The following is an 18,271-nucleotide window of genomic DNA, read 5'->3' on the forward strand; positions in this document are numbered from 1 at the left end:
CCTGCTTCGTTTTGAGGTATTGAGGCTTAGATTGAGAAAAGGGCCACAAATTTGTATTTGCTTTTCCCTTCCCTACAGCAAATTTTGGAGCCATATTTTCGCCTACTCGCCAGTAGGACGCAAATTTAATTCACCCAGAATGAAAAATATTGGCACTTTTAAGTGAGATGAATGAAGCTTGAGCAAATTAATGCCATCAAATAATAGCTTTTTTCTATTTCAGCGGTGAGTTTTTGGCAAAAATGGGCAAATTATTGATCATTCCTAAATCAGAACGCTGCGCATAAAACAGTAAAAATCACCTTTACTTACATAGATCTAATGTAAATCAAAAACCCTATTAAATATGTATCTAGCAAATAAAATGCGCGCGTGACTGCACAAAATTTAGTGAAAGGGGTGTCATCAACTCTGTTTTACACTAGAATAGCCGTCTAGATGTAGATACTTCTACACATTCAAATTGTTTAAAGACGAGATTTTCCATCATGGCAAAGCACTTGTTTACCTCTGAGTCGGTCTCAGAAGGTCATCCAGATAAAATCGCCGATCAGATTTCTGATGCGGTACTAGACGCAATTTTGGCGCAAGATCCAAAAGCTCGTGTAGCATGCGAAACTTATGTCAAAACTGGCATGGTTATGGTTGGCGGCGAAGTTACCACTTCAGCTTGGGTTGATATCGAAGAGATCACCCGTAAGACTGTACGTGACATTGGCTACACTCACTCAGATATGGGTTTTGATGCCGACTCTTGCGCCATCCTAAACGTAATTGGTAAGCAGTCTCCAGACATCAACCAAGGTGTTGACCGTGCTGACCCTAAAGAGCAAGGTGCTGGTGACCAAGGTTTAATGTTTGGCTATGCCAACAACGAAACCGACGTACTCATGCCTGCGCCTATTACTTATTCGCACAAGCTAGTTAAGCGTCAGTCTGAAGTACGTAAAGACAAGACACTTCCATGGTTACGTCCTGATGCGAAGAGTCAGGTTACTTTTGCTTATAACTCAGATGGCAGCATTGCTGGTATCGATGCAGTTGTTCTATCTACGCAGCACAGCGAAGATGTGACTCAAGCAGACCTCATTGAAGGTGTAATGGAAACCATCATCAAGCCAGTATTACCGGCTAAGTGGTTATCTAAAGACACTAAATACTTCATCAACCCAACTGGCCGTTTCGTTATCGGTGGTCCAGTAGGTGATTGTGGTCTAACGGGTCGTAAGATCATCGTTGACACATATGGTGGTATGGCTCGTCACGGTGGTGGTGCTTTCTCTGGTAAAGACCCATCAAAAGTTGACCGTAGTGCAGCATACGCAGCACGTTACGTTGCTAAGAACATCGTTGCAGCAGGTCTTGCAGACCGTTGTGAGCTTCAAGTGTCTTACGCTATTGGTGTTGCAGAGCCAACTTCAATCAGCATCGAAACATTTGGCACTGCTAAAGTTGGCGAAGAGCTATTGATTGACCTAGTACGTCGTCACTTCGACCTACGCCCATACGGTCTAACAGAGATGTTAAACCTAGCTCGCCCAATCTACCAAGCGACGGCTGCATATGGTCACTTTGGTCGTAACGAGTTCCCATGGGAAGCTACTGACAAAGTTGACGCACTACGCGCTGACGCAGGTCTTTAATCGTTATCGATTAGTTCGGCGTTGCTGGTTCAACGCTAATATAAAACCGCCTAAGGGCGGTTTTTTTATGTCTGGAACATTTATGACGATTTACCATGGATGACTTTTTCAAAATAATAAATCGTCGTTGTGTCCGGAACATTTATGACGATTTACCAAGGATGATTTCTAGCTTGGTTAGATATATGGAACCAAGTAAGTAACTTTATCTATTGTGGTTCCAACTGCCTGCGGCAAGCGTATGTGCAGATACAGCTTAGGCTCGCTACAAGCACGTCTGACCTCCATGGATGGAGGGAATGCCAAATTCTGTATGGAACAGAATCAGCCCTGTGAGCTCAACGAAAACAAAAAACATCCTTGTTAAAAAGCCAGTTCGGTATCCATACCTCTCGTTCAAGAGCCTGATAACTTCGTTATCTTTCACCCTGTTTTCGATGGCCTAATCCGCATCTACACTAGGTTTCAGACGCAACCATTTCGCTCCTTAGTACTGATTAAGAATAATTCGATTATTCCAGTCATCTACAACTAGCTGTAACTCCACTTTGGTGCGACAATCTTGCTTTGAAGACTAAGCCAAAACCATTTTGTTTATGACAACTGCAATGAATACAAAGCTGCAATTAACTTGGTTAGCGCCTGATGAGCGTATCGAGGTGAAGAAGTTCTATCGCCAGCATATGCCTTATGCACGCTTGTTGCAGAAAGAGTCTATCTGCGTGTTAACGCAAACTGACCCAAACCTTGATAGTGTTGGCGAATTCACTTCCTCTAAAACTATTTGCTCTGAGATAGTAGCCAGCGCCCGTATTCGGCCTATTGGTCAGTTAGCTATTTTAACCGGCATGTTGGTGCATCCCGATTTTCGCGGCCAAGGTGTGGGGGATAAGTTGATGGATGAACTTTCATCCGTTCTCAGTGATGGTAAGACGTATATTTTTGCTTTGGCGCATTTAGAAGGGTTTTATTCACAACATGGGTTTTGCGCTGTGTCATCAGCACCAAATGATATTCAACAATTGTTTTTGAAATATCAAGGTTCTGATAAGGAACTTGTTTTAATGGGTATTGTTCCCACTGTCTAGTGGGGATGAGGCCTTACGGCCTTTGACGCAATCAAGCTTCGTTTGACCTTATAGTTAGACTGCGTCTAACAACTAAAGTCGTGGCCATGCCACTTATCAGGCTGCACCTGACCAACGTCGTGGAATTCCATCCCACACCCGGGCAAGGAGGACTGCTCGTCCTTATCCTCCTTGCATCCACCATGACGCCCCGACGAAGTTACATGCATTAGATACGAGCCTCATACTCCAATAAAAATCGCCTAACGGCTCAGATGGGACATCCATGTCCCCCCGAGCCTGAGCCATCATCCATGATGCTCCACGGCATTTTCATCTACGTCTTTCGGCAACTCCGATGGGGAATAGGTGTTTTCTGTTAGTTTCATAAGTCACTTTTCCCTTTATAAGTATTGCTTCGAATCAGCATCAGTACCAATGTTCACTTTTCGGCCTTTTGCTCGTTTATCGTGCACGACTCTGGTAAAGTACTTATTAATCCATAACTTTACTTCGTCACAACTAAGATAACAGGGTTATTAAATGAGCATACGCGATGAGCAAATATACGTGTATGCCCACTATATAAATGGAGTTTTTTTGAACATCTCTAAATACAAAACAGAGATTTTAATTATATCTTTGGCAATTTTGTGTATTGCTAGCGGACTTTTAGTTTCAATCATAAGCTTAGATTGGTCATGGTTAGAAAGATCTGGCTCATTAGTTGTTATCATAGCTATTTCAACATTTTGGAAATTTGGTTTAGCTAGACGCAAGAAACTATCAGAGTCATTATTAAAGTATAATTCTGCAGTCGAAGAAATGGGCACGCAGGTCAGAGATATGAACGCTGAACCTTTTATTGCTTTAAAAGTTAATGTGCCTAACGTAGAACAATCGATTAAAAATAACGAAGAAAAGTATGAGCGATTAACTAAGCTTGAAATTATCTTGGGTGGCATAGGTACATTTATTTGGGGTTATGCCTCTCCAATATTTTGTTATTTAGCACCAATTCAGGCTTGTACCTAATAAGCCTTAAAACGAAACAAAAAATAGAAAGCTATTGTTCGTTTAATTTGACAATTAACAGCCATGGATGGAAGTGAGTTTGGATTCAACAAACATAAAAAAAATCATAAGTATAAACTTTATAGGTTCAAAAACTGCTGTTCTTTCAAGCTTAATCGAAGATATACCCAAAAGTGAAACCGAGATACCAGCAGGAACATTAGTTCTTGCCCCAGCTATACAGGGTAATTTTATCTTTCGTCGATTAGATAAACCTAAGTTATCAAAATATAGTGTTATCCCTTTCGTACTGTCTAAAAAGGGCATTGACCTTGGTATCACGGAAGAATATCTACAATGGTTTTTTACTCATGACTGCTTATCTGAACATTGGAACGATGTGGCAATAGGAGGGGTACTAAGACTGATTCCCACCAAAATTTTGCTAAATACAATAGTGCCGATACCTAAAAACAAAATTACTGGCTCGATCAAATCCGAAATTGCAGTAACAAGTCCCTTTTGCGATTACATTAAAACGTTCTATGAACAATATAGAATTAACTTCAAACATGAACAATACAGCACTTGTGCAATACTCGCAGGAGTAATTAGTGAAGCGATTTTATATCAGCTTTTGCTTGAAAATGACGTTAAACGAAACCTGTTGGACAACGATAGCAGTTTAGGTCTCGGTAAACTAGTTACTTATTTGGAACTTTTACAGCTGGATAAGTCGTTAGAGCTTAACTTACAAAATTTCAAAGCAATCAACAAATTACGTAACTCTAGCGTTCACTTCGGTAAGGCACGTCGAGCTAAAGAAGTTAGAACTATAATAAAATCTGATCTTCGCGTGTTTGATGAAGTTGTCAAACAGTTTGGGATCTAAGCACTAACGAACGACCATGGCTAAATACCATAGAGCTACTAATTCATTGGATAAGTGTGGTCAGATTAAACTTTCTACAAGACTCACAGAAAACGCCAAATCCCCATCGGAGTTGCCGAAGTGCGGAGATGAAAATGCCGTAGAACCATCATGGATGATGGTTCAGGCTCGGCGGGACATGGATGTCCCATCTGAGCCGTTAGGCAATTTTTATTGGAGCATGAGGCCCGTATCTAATGCATGTAACTTCGTCGGGGCGGCTCGGGTGATGCAAGAGGGGGAAGCTGTTGTCCCCCTTTTGCCCGAGTGTGAGCTGGAAGCTCACGACTTTTGTCAGGCGCAGCCTGATGCATTACCAATGTGGCAACGCCACGACGTTAATTGTTAGACGCAGTCTAACTCAAAGGTCAAACGAAGTTTGATTGCTTCCCGCTGTAAAGCGTAAAGTCAGACGCAACCTGACAACCATCACTGATTGGCCAAAACCTCTTCCAATTTAAGCCCGGTTAAATCTCGAATCGTGCGCCATAAATAATAAAAGGTGCCCATCATCATCAACATCGATGGCACGGCAATCATTGGGTAACTGTATAAGCTCAATTGCCCCAGCTGTTCATTGAACTCAGGGGTCCCAGTAGGGCTGGTGACTATCCATTTCGCCAATATGTAATTCATGGTGGCCGAGAACGCAAACGAGCCGGCAACAAAATAGGTGGCTGTCATGAGTCGCTTTTCAAACGCCGCCATACAATTGTTCTGTTGTAAGCGCTTCATGATCTTATCTACGTCCATCACCGCTGGATTAAAGACCAGGACTTTAATTAGTGGCTTAGAAGTAAAAGTCGAAATAAGCACTGCAATGCCGATAGCGGCTGGAATCGCGGCTTCTTTAATTGCCAACCATTTAAGGTCAAGCTCCAGTAAACCAATGCCGCCGGTTAGCAGCACATTGGCTAAGCCAAGCAGAGCAATAAAATTAAACTTTTTATACTTTATTAGCTCAAATATGCCCCACCCTAGCGGAAAGCTTAACGCCAACATTAATCCACCACTCGCCCCGAGCTGATCATCACCACTTAGCTTCATTAGAATAAAAGCGGGGATGACGATACTCACTAACAGGTCAACCATAGGCCGAGGTTTATGTGTCGATGTACTACTCATATGTTGTTTTCCAGCCGAAGCATATAAGCTTCGAAAAAATTTAAAGATAAACCAGCGCTGCTTCTATGATCTTAGACTAGCCACTCTATGATGCCAGCATTGATACTAAACCGCGTACAAGGGCGTAAAAATACCTTTTTCTACCTCAGGAGTCACTCTTGTTCAAACATAACTGAGACTCAGCATGTTAGCCGCTACAATGTCTGAAACTGTACAAAAGAAAGTTGGCGACTCTTCTATGCCGAATAACCATTCCGTTGAGCAAACTCCAATCGCCATAAAAAACAGCTGTTATCTATGGCGATTATCGAAATGGATTGGAAACTATTTATAAAAAGAGCGTAAACAGAGGAAGCCGTTGCCCCGCTTTATAGAGTGTGAACAAGAGGCTGACACTCTCTATCAACAATGATCAAAATGTGCGTTTTCCATGCACATAAACTCAACTTGTTGCATCGACAAGACTGGCGGTTGTAGAACCTGTATCGACTCTGGATTAATGTCATCTAAACTCGCTACTTCATCAATCGCATTGCCGTAAGAGTTAGTTCGACCACAATAGATAAAATGCGTGTGCCAACGCACTAAGTACGCAGTTTGTGTTTTACCTTCAAAGGTTAATTCTGCTTCTAGCGCATGACACTCTTGGCCTTGGGCCGTTAATACCGCAACCACCAACTTAAGGTTATCAAACCCAGATAAGTTTAATGTTAGATACGGAGAGAAAATGGCTGCTACTGATTCAGATAACATAAAAATCCTTAAAAAAAGCTTTCGCTGGTTGGCAATACAAGCAAGTAATAATCACGGCCATCATAACTAATATAATCGACAACTTGCATACCGCCTTTACGAGTATGTGCGGCAAACGAGCCTGCGTTGTCTTCTGCGATAAAGGTCAACATATAAGGCAGTTCATTAGCGACCAGTTTTTTAATATAGCTCACAAGTGCTTCAAATATGCCCTGGCCGCGATGACGACTATCAATCCATATTGGCCCATATTGACAGCAGTTCTTCTCGGTGAGTTTTGCGCGCTCATAATCAAGACGAGGTAAACGATTTAGCAAGTTACGATAGATAGGCCATTGCTTGAAGAAAGACCATCGCCCCGCAATAACATAACCGACTATAGCACCTTCAACTTCAGCCACAACCACCCAATGCTGATCCACCAATGTCGTTAAATCGGCCTGCGTGAACGATTGCCCCTCAAGTGAATTGTCGCGCTTATCGGCAACAAGCTCATCTTGTAAGTGTTCTTGCTCCAGTGCAACTAAGGTTGCGATATCGGCGGTTTTTGCACGTCTTATATTCATCTCTGTCTTCTACACTCAATCTTGGTTCTGTTGGAGTAAAAACACTAATTAACTAGCAATTATAACTGAATAATCGTGAGGGTCGTTAGGCTTCAAACTATCGTTATTTTTTAAGGAAGTGCATAAAACTGTAAATCCTTAACCAAAGTGACCAGATGAGCATTACTTAGCCAGATACAGATCAGGTTTTTACATATTTAACATTCAAATAACCCAGCAAAGCCCGTATAGTTATTTGGCGATATAAGCTTGATAAAAGCCTGTCTAGGCCTCCATAACAATAAGCGAGCTCACTCATGTTAGCGCAAAAAATCAATCATAACATTTGGATTAGGGAACAGGATCATCCTGCTATTAGCTTGCCGAGATGGCAACAACAAGTAGACTTAATTAACGACCTTTATCAATCTGAAGCCACAGTTATTCTTCAGTCTAATGGTGATAGAGGCCAAATAACATGTAGCAGTCCCCAGCAGACAGGTAACGCCTTTGCCGCTGGCGATATGCTCGAAAGAGAAGGGCTTATTGATGCCATTTGCGAAACAGTCAGCTACGGGTTAGTGCCATTTGAACCCGCTAAGCTCGGTGGCAGCTTTGCTGTTTTTAACACATTACTCGCTATCAAGCTCACTTGGCCTGATGGCAGACTATTTGGTTGCCTTGTGATCTGTAACCCCGCCAGTGATAAAATCAGTGCGACCTCTGCAGCGGTCTGCGAAACGGTAAAAGCACTTATTCAAGGTGAATTGAAGCAGATGTATATGATGGAGCAGCTGCAGAGAATGTCGGTTCAGGACGAACTTACCTGTATGCTCAATCCTTACGGCTTCAATTTAATGGCTCCTAGGCAGTTAAGCTTGAGTCGCCGCTTTGGCTCTCATGCCGGGATTATTATTCTAGAAGATGTCCCCTCTTCCCAACATCAGAAATACACCGAGACACAACGTATTCGAATTATGGCTAGGGTTATTTCAGAAAGCATGCGTGAAGCTGATATATCGGCGCGAATTCAAAACCAGCAATTTATTATTCTCGCCTTTGTTGATAACGAGTCTAACTTAGACAGTTTAATCGCCCGTTTGCGCAAACGACTCAGCAAGGAAGCACCAGAAATTAATCTTGTCACAGGCAAATGCTTTTTTACCCCAGACACTCAATTAACGTTAATTCCGATGCAGGAGCAAGCGACTGCAGATCTTGAAAGAAATCGGGGTTAATAGAAGGCCCTGGATGCAAGGAGAAGCAGGGTTAATAGAAGTTCCTAGGTTCTAGGTTCTAGGTCCTAGGTTCTAGGTTCTAGGTTCTAGAAAATGCTAAGACGGTAAAAGCTGAAAGGCAAAGACAAAAAAGAGCCGGAAAGACCACATAGACGCTTGTGTAGAACGGTATTTATGCCGTCATCTGTGATGGGCTAAAGCCCAACCTACATAAAAAACACAATGCCCTCTTTTGATTGTATAGCAGAACAAAGTCCGCTCTAGCCGCGACTTTACGAGTGTTCTTGGCTCCTGGCTCTTTAAAGCATTTTTGTAGGTCGGCATTTATGCCGTCATCTGTGATGGGCTAAAGCCCAACCTACATAAAAAACACAATGCCCTCTTCTGATTGTATAGCAGGACGAAGTCCGCTCTAGCCGCGAAGCGTCCTCGCAGCGAGTTTCGAGCGCTCTAGGTTCTAGGTTCAAAGTTAAACCGCTATTGTTGATTTTGCTTTTGTGCCCACTCTAAAAATAGTGCGATAGGAAACGGCGACATCATCACCATTCCTAATCCTGACAAACTCGCAATAATAACCATGCCTTCAACTTGTTGTGACATATTGGACATAAAATAGATACCAAGTGCACACAACAGCATGCTTAACCCTATCCAATGGAATATTTTTAGGGTTTTAATTACACTTTTTTGCACTGCCAACCGCCTTTTATTATCGATTTTAGACTAATATATTCACAAGATATTGATATTAACCACTTTGGATCAAGAACATGATAAAACAATCCTTAATCGTAGCAAGTTTGCTATTGGGTTTAGCAGCTTGTCAATCAACGCCTCAAACTCAAGTAGAGGATTTAGCCATTGAAGGTACATGGCACATTGAGTCAGCACAAGGTCAGCCTGTCATCGATTATAGCCCTGCAGAACTGATTTTTGATGCCGAAGGTAATCTAACCGGTAACAACAGTTGTAATAACTTTTTCGGTGGTTATGTACTATCTGGTCAATCACTGCAATTACAACCCGCTGGTAGCACAATGAAAGCCTGTGTCGATGCTTTGATGGCGCAAGAGCAACGTGTAATGCAAGCGATGCCTAAAGTCACTCAAGCTGAAATGGCAAAAGGTAAGTTAGTGTTAAAAGATGCTGATGACAATACAGTTATGGTACTCAGTAAAAAGTAAGACTCATTTTAAATCATTGCTGGGCGAGCTTTTGTTCGCAAGACGTTTCATGGCATGTTTCATGGGAGCCAGTTTGTTAGCAGTGAGATAAGACATTTATGACATAAAGACGATTTTTTACCGTCCTTGGTAAATCGTCATAAGTGTTCCAGACACAAAAAAACCGCCTGTAGGCGGTTTTTTTATACGTTAAAACTCATCTTGGCAAAGGCTACTTAAGACTTTAGCTTTTCTGCCATTTCAGCGCTGTCTTCAGCATTGGCGTTGTAATGTTCAACATCAATTTCACCTTCTGATTTTGCAATCACGGTCGTTGCCACTAGATCGCCAGACACGTTCACTACGGTACGTGCCATATCCAAGATACGGTCGATACCGGCAATTAGGGCGACACCTTCAAGTGGTAAACCAACGGTGGTCAATACTAACGTTAGCATTACAAGGCCCGCACCTGGCACACCTGCGGTGCCGATTGAGGCTAACGTTGCCGTTAAAATAATAGTGAGATAATCAACCCAGGTTAAATCGATACCAAAAGCTTGTGCAACAAACAATGCCGTTACGCCTTGATAAAGCGCTGTGCCGTCCATGTTAATCGTGGTGCCAAGTGGCAATACAAAGCTTGAGATTTTCTTGTTAACACCTAGGTATTCGCTAGCACACTTCATACTCGCAGGTAAGGTGCCCGCAGAGCTTGATGTTGTGAATGCCACCGCAAGTGCATTGCTAATACCTTTAAAAAATTGAATAGGATTGAGCTTAGCAAACACCACTAAAACAAAACTGTAGAAGCCCACAACATGCAAGAAGCAGCCAATGTAAACGGCAATAATCACCTTGATTAACGGCATCAACATATCAACGCCATATTCACCTGCTACCCAAGCCATCAAACCAAATACACCGTATGGTGCTAACTTCATCACCATATCAGTCAGCTTATACATAGCCTCGGCTAAGCTCTCAAACACCTTGATGGCAGGTTTGCCATGCTCACCAATCAACACCAAAGCAACGCCTAGCGCGACGGCAAACACAATCACTTGTAGAATTTGCCCATTTGCTAGCGCTGCAATCGGGTTAGTCGGTACGATATCAATCAAGGTTTGCATGATTGATGGCGCTTGCTTAACCACTTCCGTTGTTTCGTGAGCCACCATATCTAAGCCAACACCGGGCTGCATAAAGTGACCAACGGCTAAGCCTACTGTGATTGCAATAGAGGTTGTGCCTAAGTAGAAAGCGAACGACTTGAAACCAATGCGGCCCATCTTTGCAGTATCTTGCATTGAGGTCACGCCGACAATTAAAGAACAGAACACTAATGGCACAATCAACATCTTGATTGTATTTACAAATAGCGTTCCAATTGGTTTCAAGTAGGTCGCCTGCTCACCTAAGCCGATACCCGTTAAAATACCTAACAGCATACCTATCATTATCTGTAACCATAGCGGCACAGACATCCAGCTCGACCACACTTTTTTCACCAGTGAAGGTTGTTGACTTGACATATTTAAACCTTGAAACATTTAAAGGGAGGACTACCAGCACATGACTAGTTCAAAATAACGCGGCAGTTTAGCATAAGCTTTAGAAGTGAGAGATGATCTGTATCACGCCGATAAATCCCATGGATTAGCTACAACAATAACCGCTAACGCACTGAGGAATTCATAATTTTATGCATCAAATTTTGAGGTTTTCACATTTTTAGAGAAATGCATTTGATGAAGTGCAGCGGGAGGCTGATCTCGCTCAATAAGATAGCTCCAATAAGCATCATCGAAACCTGAAAATATCGCTTTACCTTCGGCACGTAAAATCAGCCACCACCAAACGATACCCCAAAGCCCTAGAGTGAGTAACGTCAGTACAAAATGCCACACATGTTTAATCTCTTGTTCCTTTTTCATCGCGACTCCACTTAGATGAGGGCCATAGAAAAAGTCTAGCAGAGTTCGACTTTAGTCGAATAACCATGGTTAGACTTTAGTCGAATAAGAATAGTTAAAAAAATATCTGAGAGGCTTAAACTTCATGTTAAAGTGAGCGAAAAAAGGAACCCGATAGATGATAATTCGTAAAGGTCAGATGGCAGATCTGCAAGCACTGGTTAACTTTAATCAAGCAATGGCAGAGGAAACAGAAAACTTAGTCTTAGATGCAACAACTCTGACAAAAGGGGTCAATACCCTGCTGACATCAGCCGAAAAAGGTTTCTACCTTGTTGCTGAAGTTGACGGTGAAATTGCAGGCTCACTCATGGTGACATTTGAATGGAGTGATTGGCGCGCTAAAGACTATTACTGGATCCAGAGTGTGTATATTCGCCCTGAAAATCGCCGCCAGGGGATCTATGGCAAACTCTATCAAGCCGTTAAAGATATCGCTGCAGAAAACGATGGCGCGGCCAGTTTTAGACTCTATGTTGAAAAAGAAAATACCAATGCTCAGCGCACCTATAGCGCCTTAGGTATGGAGCAAAGCTACTACTTGATGTACGAAGAAAAGTAAGCTTTTATCAAAAAAAATACATATGAAAAAGGCCATCATTTGATGGCCTTTTTGCTTTTTTGACAGCGATACTACATGTAAACGCCTAGCTCACTTCAAAAATTAACCGCAGATGCTAGTTACTTTGATTGCTAAACCGCCCTGGCTCGTTTCACGGTACTTAACGTGCATATCTTTGCCCGTCTCATACATAGTCGCGATAACTTTATCTAAGCTCACCTTTGGTGCGCAGTTACGGCGCATTGCCATACGTGATGAGTTAATGGCTTTAACAGCAGCAATCGCATTACGCTCAATACATGGTACTTGAACTTGGCCAGCAACTGGGTCACAAGTTAGACCTAAGTTATGCTCCATGCCAATTTCAGCAGCCATACAGACTTGCTCAGGGTTAGCCCCCATTATTTCAGCAAGACCCGCTGCAGCCATAGAACATGCCACGCCAACTTCACCCTGACAGCCAACTTCAGCGCCAGAGATTGAAGCGTTACGCTTATATAGCGAACCTACTGCAGCCGCAGCTAGGAAGAAGCGAGTGTACTCTTGCTTGCCAACAGGCTTAATGAACTTGTCATAGTAAGCAAGAACAGCTGGGATAATACCCGCTGCGCCGTTAGTTGGTGAAGTCACTACGCGGCCACCGGCAGCGTTTTCTTCACTCACTGCCATTGCAAATACGTTGATCCAATCAACGATTTCCATTGGGTCGCTAGATAGACGCTCACCCGTTTGTAACTGGCGGTAAAGTGCTGGAGCGCGACGAGCCACTCGTAGCGGACCGGCTAGTACGCCTTCAGTTTGACAGCCTTTTTCAATTGCTTGATGCATGGTTGCCCATACTGCACCAAAGCCATCGTAAATCGCTTCTTCACTGTTGAAACACAGTTCATTCTTGAACATGATAGTGCTGATGCTTAGGCCAGTCTCTTTACAGGTCGCTAGTAGCTCATCGGCAAAGTTAAACGGGTATGGCACTTCAACTGGGTTTTCAACTTCTTTGCCAAATTGTGATTCTTCAACAATAAAGCCACCGCCAACTGAATAGTATGTCTTGCTTAATACTACGTCGTCGCCACTGTATGCGTGCAACATCATGCCGTTTTCATGCAATGGTAATGCGTGGCTATGGAAGATAACCGCATCGTGACCAAAGTCGACTAACTGCTTTTCGATGCCCATTGGCAGTTTGTGCGTTTTTTCGACGTCAGCAATAAAGCTTGGGATCCCGTCAATATCTACATCGTGCGGTGAGTTACCACCTAGACCCACAATAATTGCGATATCGGTATGGTGCCCTTTACCGGTTAACGACAAAGAACCAAAAATCTCTACGCTCAAACGTGTCACTTGTTCAAACTGACCCGTTTGACGAACATCATCGATAAACTCTTTGGCGGCCTTCATCGGCCCGACAGTATGAGAGCTCGATGGACCCACACCTATCTTAAAAATATCAAATGCGCTAAACATAAAAACACCTCGGGAAAAAGAGGAAAAACCGGGAGAACTCCTGGCTTAGTCAAACAAATGGAATCATAAAACTTAATGGATAACGCCTAAGCAAGTGCTTAAACATTAAAAAGCCAGGCTATCTCAAAATGCTATCGCATAAAGAAACAACCCAGCTTTTAGCGTTATCTTTTTACATCATACCAAACAGAATCGCAGTCATAGCAAGTAGACCTGCAACCACAACAAAGATGTTGCTGAAACGACCACGGTATGCAGCTAGAGCTGGCACTTTGTGAATCGCATACATTGGCATTAGGTAAAGAATCGCAGCGATGATTGGACCACCTAGCGCTTCAATCATACCCAAAATGCTTGGGTTGATAATGGCCACGCCCCAGATAGTGAAGAACATGAAACCTAAAATAAACTTGTTCAGTTTAGAATCAGAAACTTCTTTTCCACTCGAACGTAGTTGCTTAGTGATTAACCCTTTCATGCCTTCAGTCGCACCCATGTAGTGACCGAAGAATGAAGAGATAATCGCAACGAAAGCAATGAATGGACCGAAGTAGCTTACAAAGCCACTTTCATGCACGTTTGCCAAGTAAGAAAGAATTGGCAAGTTCATCGATTTCGCTTCAGCAAGTTGCGCTGGCGATAGTGCTAATACGCATGAAATTACAAACATCATCACGAAACCAACCAACATAAATGTAGTGTTACGTAAGATCACGTCTGCTTTGCGTGCTGCATTTTTACCATGTTCACGCTTCAATGACACAGAGAACTGTGAGATCGCTGGCGAATGGTTAAAGGCAAAAATTAGTACTGGGATAGTCAACCAAACCGTACCTAAGAAGTCTACAGTGTCTGGCACAACTTGTAGCGCATCTGTTTTCCAATCAGGGATCAGATATACAGACATGAATGCTAAAATCGCAACTAATGGGTATACCAATAGCTGAGTCACTTTAAGCATCATTTTTTCACCCGCTACCATCACTGACATCATGCCAAGAATTAATACTCCTGATAAAATGAAGCGTGGTGGTGATGCCATGCCTAGCTGGTTTACAATAAAGCTATCAACAGTGTTGGTAATACCCACACCGTAGATTAAAACGATTGGGTAGATAGCAAAGAAGTAAAGCAAAGTAATTGCCTTGCCCGCACCCACACCAAAGTGCTCTTCCACTACGTGGGTGATGTCACTGCCTGGCTTGCTTGATGAGCAAACAAAACGCGACAAACCACGGTGAGCGAGGTAAGTCATTGGACCGATGATAGCAACCATCATCATTAGTGGCCAAAAACCGCCCATACCTGCGTTAATTGGTAGGAATAAAATTCCGGCACCGACAGCAGTACCGAACAAACTCAACATCCAAGTCGTATCTTGACGTGTCCAAGGCATTGACTTAGTCGTTGCCGTATCATTTTGTACCACTTCTTGTGTACAGATCGCGTCTTTTTGCATTCTTGTTACCTTAAAGGTGCTGACAGGCACCGTTTAATTTTGATCTCAGGAGTAATTTCGCGGTTAAGAGTATCCTAATGCATCCGCTAAATATTGATCTGGGTTCACATTCTGTAATTGATTTTCAAATCGTAATCAAATTGAGAGCTAGATCGCTTATTTGATGTAATAAGTTTTCATTTGTTCATCACAAACGCAACCGAATCGAACCTTAAACTAACATTAAGTTTACGTAAATCATGAAATACTCATGTACAGCCTCTAATCTTGAAAACTTCTGAACGGACATAGATCGCAAAAATACCAATTTACCGACACTGACCATCAACTCAATGTCGGTTTTTGAAGCGTGTCACAGCTTTAAAAGGCAAAATTCACCCTCTTATTAGGTAATCTAATGATAAATTTTGTTAATTTATATTGAACATTAGTTAACCAGCGTTAAATCCATACAATTAATCCTTTTTCAGGCCAATTATTTAATGGTGAAGATAAAGATAAATTACAATAAACTGGTGGGACAAAAGAGTTCCCTACTCGAGAAAAGATAACCAAAATGAAAGACACAATAACCATCATCGTGGGCTCAAAGAATCCCGTTAAAGTGGGTGCGGCTCAAAGCGCCTTAACCCGCCTTTTTCCCGATTGCCATATCGAGTGTCAAGGAGTGCATGCGCCGTCATTAGTGGCTGACCAACCGATGAGTGAAGCAGAAACAAAACTAGGCGCAATCAATCGAGCCAAATATTGCCAGGACAATTATCAAGCCGATTACTATATTGCGATGGAAGGCGGCGTTGACTTGTTTGATCATGGTCCTGCGACATTTGCCTATATCGCAATTGCACATAAAGCACAGGTGAGCGTGGGGCGCGGCGCACAACTGCCCTTACCCATGCAGGTTTATCAAGCGTTAACCCAAGGCCAAGAGCTAGGCCATGTGATGGATGACATGTTCAATACGGTCAATATTAAACAGAAAGGCGGCGCGATAGCCTTGCTCACTGAAGGTCATGCAACGCGTCAGGGGAACTATACCCAGGCGATCATTCTTGCCATGGCGCCTATGCTACACCCGCATCTGTACATTAATTAGTCATCGATTTATTATTTTTATCTTAAGATACTTGATTTTGAAAAGTAGTCCTCGTAAGTTAGGTGTTAATCGCAACTAAACAAGAACTGTTCGATGAATCAAGCTCAAGATAATAGCCCTTGTGTCGCTTCTCAATTACGCCGTCTCTCTAGGCAGCTTATCCGTCAACTAGGCATGTTAAATGCTGCCTGCGGTAATCAGCCTCTCTCCCCAGTTCAAGCTCATACGCTAATTGAGTTAGGCGAGAACACCTACTCTATTAAGCAATTGGCCGATATTCTCAATATCGACAAATCCAACGCGAGTCGAGCCGTCAGCCATCTGGTCGATAAAGGCTTTGCCAAGTCACAATCTAACCCAAGAGACAACCGCAGTTTAGTGGTGCAAATTAGCCCCAAAGGCAAAAAGCAGCTGGCCCTGTTAAATGAGCAGCAAAACCTACAGTTTAGTGAAATTATGGCCCAGCTCCCCGCTGAACATATTGCCGAGCTAGAGCTATCACTTAGACGTTATAACAAAGCTGTGATGCAATCTAAGTCGCAGCAAGGCTATTGCATTAGAAGCATTACAGCCCAGGACAATGAGCAGATCGCCCAGGTGATCCGCCAAGTCTCCGCCGAATATGGCCTAACAGCAGATAAAGGCTATGGCGTAGCCGATAAGACCCTAGATAGCTTGAGTGAGGTTTATCAGGCTCAAAACGCCCATTACTGGGTCATAGAGTTAGAGGGCAAGATCCTAGGCGGTGCAGGCATCGCCCCATTGGCAGGACACGCTGACACCTGTGAACTACAGAAGATGTATTTCTCCACCGAGCTGCGCGGCAAAGGGTTTGCTAAGCGCCTAGCCTTGCAGGCCATCCGTTTTGCTAGTGAGCAAGGTTATACCTCCTGTTATCTAGAAACCACTGCTAATCTTATTGAAGCGATTAAGCTCTATGAGTCGCTAGGCTTTAAGCATCTCGATAGGCCAATGGGTGATACTGGCCATGACGCCTGTGAGATAGCCATGCTGCGTTCGCTGTCAGTAGACGAATCGTTTTATATAAAAGAAACATTAAACTGACGATAAACTCATGGTTTTTATCGCTAAAGCTTGCTAGCCTCAAGTTAAAGTAGCCTTCGGGTATAAGAGAGTTTTTATGGAATATAGACGTCTTTCGCATTCAAGTTTACATGTTAGTCAAATCTGTTTAGGTACCATGACTTGGGGTGCACAAAACACCCAGGCACAAGCATTCGAACAACTCGATTATGCTATTGGTAAAGGCATTAACTTTATCGACACCGCTGAAATGTACCCAGTACCGCCCGAGGCTGAAACTCAAGGTGAAACTGAGCGCATTTTAGGTCAATACCTTAAACAAAGAGGTAATCGAGAGAACTTAGTGATTGCGACTAAGGTGGCCGCACCGGGTGGTAAGAGTGATTATATTCGCCCAGATATGGCGCTAGATTGGCGTAATATTCATGCCGCCGTTGACGCCTCTCTAGAGCGTCTGCAAATCGATACCATTGATTTATACCAAATCCACTGGCCAGACAGAAACACGAACTTTTTCGGTGAGCTGAGCTATAACCAGCAAGATGAGCACGAGCAACTTACACCGATTATCGATACCTTAGAGGCACTATCGGATCTCATCAATGCAGGCAAAATTCGCTACATAGGGATCTCTAATGAAACGCCTTGGGGCTTTATGGAGTATCTGCGCTTAGCCGAGAAGCATGACTTACCTAAAATAGTCTCGGTGCAAAACCCCTATAATCTGCTCAATCGCAGCTATGAAGTGGGGATGGCTGAAATTAGCCACCGCGAAGAAGTACCGCTACTGGCTTATTCACCGCTGGCTTTTGGCGCACTATCGGGCAAGTACCTTGATAACCAATGGCCAGAGGGTGCGAGAATGACGCTATTTAAGCGTTTTGCACGTTACAACGGTACAGAGCTAGCACTTGAGGCCACTAAAGCCTATGTTGAACTGGCGCGTGAATTTAATATGAACCCAGCACAAATGGCGCTAGCCTTTGTTAATTCAAGAAAATTTGTTGCTTCAAATATTATTGGTGCTACCAATCTTGAGCAGTTAAAACAGAATATCGACAGTATTAACTGCACTATTTCACCAGAGTTGATGCAACGCTTAGATGAGCTGGCATTGATTTATCGCCTACCTTGCCCATAAAAACAGGCTCTTTTAGCAGTCTAACCTTGCTTTAGGCGCTTAGA

Annotated in this window: 19 protein-coding genes; 11 read left to right on the plus strand and 8 right to left on the minus strand. The window is 43.0% G+C overall.

Annotated features, from left to right (window positions below; all coding sequences use genetic code 11):
* Nucleotides 1–488 precede the first annotated feature (488 nt).
* The 5 genes from metK to ACVBIO_RS01890 all read left to right on the plus strand — a co-directional run bounded on the left by metK (nucleotide 489) and on the right by ACVBIO_RS01890 (nucleotide 5,004).
* Entirely contained in the window at nucleotides 489–1,643 is a 1,155-nt protein-coding gene (gene metK / locus ACVBIO_RS01870) for a methionine adenosyltransferase (protein WP_447162158.1), read from the plus strand.
* A gap of 608 nt (nucleotides 1,644–2,251) precedes the next feature.
* Entirely contained in the window at nucleotides 2,252–2,731 is a 480-nt protein-coding gene (locus ACVBIO_RS01875) for a GNAT family N-acetyltransferase (protein WP_447171844.1), read from the plus strand.
* A 579-nt stretch (nucleotides 2,732–3,310) separates the two neighbouring features.
* Nucleotides 3,311–3,745 (plus strand): hypothetical protein, encoded by a 435-nt coding sequence (locus tag ACVBIO_RS01880; RefSeq protein WP_447171845.1) that lies wholly within the window; start codon nucleotides 3,311–3,313, stop codon nucleotides 3,743–3,745.
* A gap of 79 nt (nucleotides 3,746–3,824) precedes the next feature.
* A complete protein-coding gene (locus ACVBIO_RS01885; protein ID WP_447171846.1) occupies nucleotides 3,825–4,616 on the plus strand; it encodes a hypothetical protein in 792 nt (263 codons plus the stop codon).
* A gap of 178 nt (nucleotides 4,617–4,794) precedes the next feature.
* Nucleotides 4,795–5,004: a hypothetical protein gene (locus ACVBIO_RS01890; RefSeq protein WP_447171847.1), complete on the plus strand. Its 210-nt coding sequence runs from the start codon at nucleotides 4,795–4,797 to the stop codon at nucleotides 5,002–5,004.
* Between the two features lie 80 nt (nucleotides 5,005–5,084).
* Here the strand turns inward: ACVBIO_RS01890 and ACVBIO_RS01895 are convergent, their stop codons facing one another.
* The 3 genes from ACVBIO_RS01895 to ACVBIO_RS01905 all read right to left on the minus strand — a co-directional run bounded on the left by ACVBIO_RS01895 (nucleotide 5,085) and on the right by ACVBIO_RS01905 (nucleotide 7,099).
* Nucleotides 5,085–5,780: a VC0807 family protein gene (locus tag ACVBIO_RS01895; RefSeq protein ID WP_447171848.1), complete on the minus strand. Its 696-nt coding sequence runs from the start codon at nucleotides 5,778–5,780 to the stop codon at nucleotides 5,085–5,087.
* 402 nt (nucleotides 5,781–6,182) lie between these two features.
* On the minus strand, nucleotides 6,183–6,533 hold the full coding sequence (locus ACVBIO_RS01900; protein ID WP_447171849.1) for a hypothetical protein: 351 nt from the start codon (nucleotides 6,531–6,533) through the stop codon (nucleotides 6,183–6,185).
* 8 nt (nucleotides 6,534–6,541) lie between these two features.
* Nucleotides 6,542–7,099, minus strand: a complete 558-nt coding sequence (locus ACVBIO_RS01905; RefSeq protein ID WP_447162163.1) for an N-acetyltransferase family protein — start codon at nucleotides 7,097–7,099, stop codon at nucleotides 6,542–6,544.
* A gap of 296 nt (nucleotides 7,100–7,395) precedes the next feature.
* On the opposite strand from ACVBIO_RS01905, the gene ACVBIO_RS01910 reads away from it, so the two are divergent.
* Complete coding sequence (locus ACVBIO_RS01910) at nucleotides 7,396–8,316, plus strand: GGDEF domain-containing protein (protein ID WP_447171850.1); 921 nt, start codon at nucleotides 7,396–7,398, stop codon at nucleotides 8,314–8,316.
* A 477-nt stretch (nucleotides 8,317–8,793) separates the two neighbouring features.
* Here the strand turns inward: ACVBIO_RS01910 and ACVBIO_RS01915 are convergent, their stop codons facing one another.
* The gene (locus ACVBIO_RS01915; RefSeq protein ID WP_447162165.1) at nucleotides 8,794–9,009 is read right to left on the minus strand and encodes a hypothetical protein; all 216 of its coding nucleotides are present in this window, start codon (nucleotides 9,007–9,009) and stop codon (nucleotides 8,794–8,796) included.
* A 77-nt stretch (nucleotides 9,010–9,086) separates the two neighbouring features.
* On the opposite strand from ACVBIO_RS01915, the gene ACVBIO_RS01920 reads away from it, so the two are divergent.
* Complete coding sequence (locus ACVBIO_RS01920) at nucleotides 9,087–9,500, plus strand: META domain-containing protein (protein ID WP_447162166.1); 414 nt, start codon at nucleotides 9,087–9,089, stop codon at nucleotides 9,498–9,500.
* Between the two features lie 215 nt (nucleotides 9,501–9,715).
* On the opposite strand, the gene ACVBIO_RS01925 is transcribed toward ACVBIO_RS01920, so the two are convergent.
* Together ACVBIO_RS01925 and ACVBIO_RS01930 are read right to left on the minus strand one after the other, a co-directional pair.
* Entirely contained in the window at nucleotides 9,716–11,014 is a 1,299-nt protein-coding gene (locus ACVBIO_RS01925; protein WP_447162167.1) for a dicarboxylate/amino acid:cation symporter, read from the minus strand.
* Nucleotides 11,015–11,182: 168 nt separating this feature from the next.
* Nucleotides 11,183–11,416, minus strand: a complete 234-nt coding sequence (locus ACVBIO_RS01930; RefSeq protein WP_447162168.1) for a hypothetical protein — start codon at nucleotides 11,414–11,416, stop codon at nucleotides 11,183–11,185.
* Nucleotides 11,417–11,573: 157 nt separating this feature from the next.
* On the opposite strand from ACVBIO_RS01930, the gene ACVBIO_RS01935 reads away from it, so the two are divergent.
* Nucleotides 11,574–12,017 (plus strand): N-acetyltransferase family protein, encoded by a 444-nt coding sequence (locus ACVBIO_RS01935; RefSeq protein WP_447162169.1) that lies wholly within the window; start codon nucleotides 11,574–11,576, stop codon nucleotides 12,015–12,017.
* A gap of 102 nt (nucleotides 12,018–12,119) precedes the next feature.
* On the opposite strand, the gene ACVBIO_RS01940 is transcribed toward ACVBIO_RS01935, so the two are convergent.
* On the minus strand, nucleotides 12,120–13,487 hold the full coding sequence (locus ACVBIO_RS01940; protein WP_447162170.1) for an L-serine ammonia-lyase: 1,368 nt from the start codon (nucleotides 13,485–13,487) through the stop codon (nucleotides 12,120–12,122).
* 172 nt (nucleotides 13,488–13,659) lie between these two features.
* Nucleotides 13,660–14,946 (minus strand): aromatic amino acid transport family protein, encoded by a 1,287-nt coding sequence (locus ACVBIO_RS01945; RefSeq protein WP_447162171.1) that lies wholly within the window; start codon nucleotides 14,944–14,946, stop codon nucleotides 13,660–13,662.
* Nucleotides 14,947–15,502: 556 nt separating this feature from the next.
* Between ACVBIO_RS01945 and yjjX the strand changes: the two genes are divergently transcribed.
* From yjjX to ACVBIO_RS01960, 3 genes are all read left to right on the plus strand, one after another.
* Nucleotides 15,503–16,042: an inosine/xanthosine triphosphatase gene (gene yjjX, locus ACVBIO_RS01950; RefSeq protein ID WP_447162172.1), complete on the plus strand. Its 540-nt coding sequence runs from the start codon at nucleotides 15,503–15,505 to the stop codon at nucleotides 16,040–16,042.
* A 93-nt stretch (nucleotides 16,043–16,135) separates the two neighbouring features.
* Nucleotides 16,136–17,107 carry a bifunctional helix-turn-helix transcriptional regulator/GNAT family N-acetyltransferase gene (locus ACVBIO_RS01955; protein ID WP_447171851.1) on the plus strand — a complete coding sequence of 324 codons (972 nt, stop codon included), beginning with the start codon at nucleotides 16,136–16,138 and terminating at the stop codon, nucleotides 17,105–17,107.
* 76 nt (nucleotides 17,108–17,183) lie between these two features.
* Nucleotides 17,184–18,227, plus strand: coding sequence for an NADP(H)-dependent aldo-keto reductase (locus ACVBIO_RS01960; protein WP_447162174.1), 1,044 nt, complete (start codon nucleotides 17,184–17,186; stop codon nucleotides 18,225–18,227).
* Nucleotides 18,228–18,271: the final 44 nt, after the last annotated feature.

This window comes from Shewanella sp. 0m-8 (assembly GCF_052977265.1).